Below are 3,462 nucleotides of genomic sequence, written 5' to 3' on the forward strand. Positions count from 1 at the left end.
TCCACGGGGCGCCGCCGTCCGTGGTCCGCGCAGGTCCGCGAGTGCGACGAGGAGCGCGAGCGCCATGCACCCCGCCACCAGCGCGAAGGCGGCCATGAACGCCCCGTCCCAGTCGGCACCGGAGGCGACGCCCAGGAACACCCCCACGATCACGGCGGTGCCGACGGCCGTGCCGACGCGCTGGCCGGTCTGCAGGACGCCGCCGGCCGTGCCGGAGTGCCGCGGCGGGACCTCGGCCAGGCTGAGGGTCTGATTGGGGGAGACCACCAACCCCTGCCCGGCACCCAAGATGGCGAGGGTGAGCAGCAGCCACCACGGACTCAGGCCGAACTCCCGGTTGGCCCACGCCACCCCGATGGAGCCCACGACGGCGAGCAGCGCCAGCGCGATGCCGAGGACGACGATCTTCCGGCCCGTGCGCAGCACCACGCGACCGGCCACGGTGGACATCACGCTCGACATGACCGCCGAGGGAAGGCCGATGAGTGCGGCGTGCAGCGCCGGGTAGCCCAGCCCGTTCTGCATGAACATGGCGATCACCACGAACATGCTGGTCGAGCCGGTGAAGTAGATGGCGATCAGCAGGGCGCCGCACGCGAAGCTGCGGGTCTGGAACAGGCGCAGGTCCACCATCGGGGCGCGGCCCCGTCGGGCGTAGCGGGCCTCCCAGCGTGTCCAGAGGGCGGTCAGGCCGATGCCGACGGGCACGAGCACGAACCGCCACGGCCCGAGCTCACGGTCCAGGAACGGGAGCATGACGGCCACGAGGGCGCCGGCCAGCAGGACGACGCCGACCGGGTCCAGGTCCGGGCGCCGCGCCCGCTCGGGGGCGGTGCGTGGCAGCCAGTGGCGGGCCACGACGAGGGCGCCGAGGGCGATCGGCACGTTCACCAGGAAGGTCGCGCGCCAGCCGAGGTCGCCGCCGAGCCACGCGATGAGCCCGCCGCTGAGCAGCGGCCCCACCGCCACGGACACCCCGACGACGGCACCGAGCGCCCCGAACGCCCGGGCGCGGGAGGTGCCGGAGAACTCGCTTTGGATGAAGCCGGTGACCTGCGGGTTGAGCAGGCCCGCGCCCACGCCCATGACCAGGCGCGCGAGCACGAGCAGGACGCCCGTGGGCGCCAGGCCGGACAGGAGCGCACCGAGCGCGAACACGCCGAGGCCCACCATGAACAGCCGGCGTCGTCCGAAGAGGTCACCCGCCCGGCCCGCCGGCACGAGCACCATGCCGAACACGAGGGTGTAGCCGGAGATGGCCCACTGCAGCTCCGCGTCACTGGCGTCCAGGCCCCGCTGCAGGGCGGGCAGGGCCACGTTGATGCTGGACACGGCCAGCAGGGACATGAAGATCGGGATGAGGAGCACCGCGAGGATGCGCTGCTGGTGCGGGGTGAAGACCGAGGACGCGGCGTCGTCGGACGGACGCGGGGCGACGGGCATGCGGTCTCCTTCTCGGGGGTGTCTCGGGCGCTCTCCAGGATCGGCCCTCGTCCCGCATCGTGCCAGGTCCCAGGGTCCTCGGCCCGGTGCGGCGCACGGAGGCCATGACCGCGGTCGACGCCCTGCCGCCCCGTCCCGCCGGCGTCGGGTGCGGGACAGAGGCACCTCGGGTCCCCGGTGGTGGAGAAGGCGAACTGAGGGGGCCCGGAACTGCTCCGTCAGGCCGTAGTCTTCACGCATGAGCGAGACGCACGACGAGATGCAGGTGTTCGCGGCAGACCAGGGCCTGCTGGTCTGGGGCCCGTCCCGGGCCCTCGATCTGCTGGACCAGGCCGAGGACGTGCGGGCCAAGGTGGTCACGCCGTCGCTCGTGGCCAAGCTGAGCACGCTGGTGCAGGGGATCTCCCAGGCGCAGCTGGAGGGGGCACGCTATCTCCGGCTGGACGACAAGTCCTACGAGACGGTCAAAGCCCTGGGCGTGAAGAACCTGAGTTCGGGGGTGCTGCGGCGCAAGGACGTCGCCGGCGGCTCCGGAGGCCAGATCGTGAAGCACCTCTCGTTCACGGCGACCCCGCTGGCCAACCCCGCGGCCGTGGCCGCGCTGGCGGCAGCCAACACCCAGCTGCAGATCATGGCCGCGCTCGATGACATCCAGGACTATCTGGCCGTCATCGACGAGAAGCTCGATCGCCTCCTGAAGCAGCGCAAGCTCGAGATCGCCGGTCAGCTGGGCGGCATCGTCTTCGCGATCGAAGAGGCCGAGGCCGTCCACGGATCGACCGGACGGGTCTCCGCCGTCACTTGGTCCAAGGTTCAGCAGAACTCGCTGCTGCTGCAGCAGGTGCAGGCAGAAGCCGTCTCGCAGCTGGCCGCCGTCGCGGACCGCGTCATCGCGTCCAAGGCAGACGTGGACAAGCTGGCCAAGGTCGTCGGCGCGGCCGAGGAGGACGTCCAGTTCTGGCTCGGCATGCTCGCCCGCTCGATGGCCGTCCAGGACCGACAGCAGCTGCTCGAGCTGGCGCGTGTGGAGGAGGACGAACCCGAGCTGCTGGCCGAGCACCGCGAGGGCCTCGTGGCCGCGCGGGTGCACCGCACCGCGCGGATCGCTGAGGCACTCCGGCGAATCAACGAGTCCCTCGTCGAGGCAGGAACCCTGAAGAACCTCGGTTACGTCGCCAACCCGATCAGCTCGCGCCGCGTCACCCGGGGGTCGAATGCCGTGACCGATCAGGTGGTCGAGTTCGTGACGCACACGGACATCGAGCTCGACGCCCTCGGGCGCGTCGCCGGGAAGCGGTGGTTGGAGGCCGCGCAGGGGTTCGCGGGTGAGGTGAAGACGGCTGTCGAGACCAACGCCGTGGACGCCAAGCAGGGCGCCAGCCGATTGGGTCGGACCCTGCAGGCCAAGCGCGAGGAGCGCATGCTCGCCAAGGCCGAGGAGATCCGAGCCCGGCGGGCGGAGATTGAGCCAGCCGACGACGGCGCCTGACCCCCCAACGCCCCTCACTTCGCGTCCGCGTACGACCCCACGCTGGAGACGGTGAGCGGGAAGTCCACGGGGGCGGGGCCGAACAGCAGGCGGCCGGCGGCGCTCGCGGACTCCGCCACGACCGTCCGCACGGCCTCGGCCTCCGTGGCCGGGCCGTGCAGGACGACCTCGTCGTGGACGAAGAACACGAGTTCCGTGCGCATGCCGGCCGAGCGCATTCGACGACGGATCTCGCCCATCCAGCACAGCGCCCACTCGGCCGCGGTGCCCTGCACCACGAAGTTCCGGGTGAAGCGGCCCTGCGAGCGCCGCCGTCGCCGGGCCGCGGACTCGGCGGCCTGGGTGCCGACGTCGGACACGGACTCCTGCCACTTCCGCCCCGGTGCGGGGGACCAGCGGCCCAGCCACGTGGACACCTGGCCGCCGCCCTCGCCGACGGAGGCCGCCCGCTCGAGCAGGCCGATCGCTCGGGGGTAGAGCCGGCGCAGGTGCGGCATGAGCGCCGCGGAGTCGCCCGTCGTCGAGCCGTA

3 protein-coding genes are annotated in these 3,462 nt (G+C 72.2%); 1 reads left to right on the top strand and 2 read right to left on the bottom strand.

The genetic code is table 11. The features are described 5' to 3' along the window. Window positions 1-1,443: MFS transporter (locus D8M29_RS09850; RefSeq protein ID WP_127435461.1), on the bottom strand; the 1,443-nt coding region annotated here is incomplete at its 3' end. A 238-nt stretch (window positions 1,444-1,681) separates the two neighbouring features. On the opposite strand from D8M29_RS09850, the gene D8M29_RS09855 reads away from it, so the two are divergent. Next, window positions 1,682-2,932 (top strand): hypothetical protein, encoded by a 1,251-nt coding sequence (locus tag D8M29_RS09855; protein WP_041104976.1) that lies wholly within the window; start codon window positions 1,682-1,684, stop codon window positions 2,930-2,932. 14 nt (window positions 2,933-2,946) lie between these two features. Here the strand turns inward: D8M29_RS09855 and D8M29_RS09860 are convergent. Next, a partial coding sequence (locus tag D8M29_RS09860) for a DNA polymerase (protein WP_238692800.1) occupies window positions 2,947-3,462 on the bottom strand: 516 nt, incomplete at its 5' end.

The sequence above is a fragment of the Micrococcus sp. HSID17227 genome (assembly GCF_003989405.1).
Classification (GTDB): domain Bacteria; phylum Actinomycetota; class Actinomycetes; order Actinomycetales; family Micrococcaceae; genus Micrococcus; species Micrococcus luteus.